The sequence below is a fragment of the Vibrio sp. T20 genome (assembly GCF_007858795.1).
Lineage (GTDB): Bacteria > Pseudomonadota > Gammaproteobacteria > Enterobacterales > Vibrionaceae > Vibrio > Vibrio satsumensis.
The window spans coordinates 1-267 of the sequence record NZ_VFEB01000066.1; the positions used below are offsets into that span (position 1 = coordinate 1).

The 267-nt window shown below is 37.8% G+C and carries 1 pseudogene; it reads right to left on the minus strand.

Annotated features, from left to right (window positions below):
• Nucleotides 1-41: 41 nt before the first annotated feature.
• A pseudogene (locus FTW16_RS24610) lies at nt 42-267 on the minus strand (GDP-mannose mannosyl hydrolase); the annotation flags it as partial.

The window sequence follows — 267 nt, forward strand, 5'->3', positions numbered from 1 at the left end:
TACCGCCCGCCATAATTATTGGATAAATCATTGGATTTTCTTCATTCTTGCATTGATTGAAAGTACCACTTCGTATGCAGATGTACACATTCAGAATTTACCAGTGCTTCTTCTGTAAACCATTGATATTTTGAATGCTGCTCATACAGAGGTAGCTGAAGTAATTGGCTTTGAATCTTTAGTCGATAAGCTAGGACGACGTAGTGCGTTCCGAAGTCATCACCAAATACATTATCGTCATAAATATGTGTGAAGGGGCCAATTAAT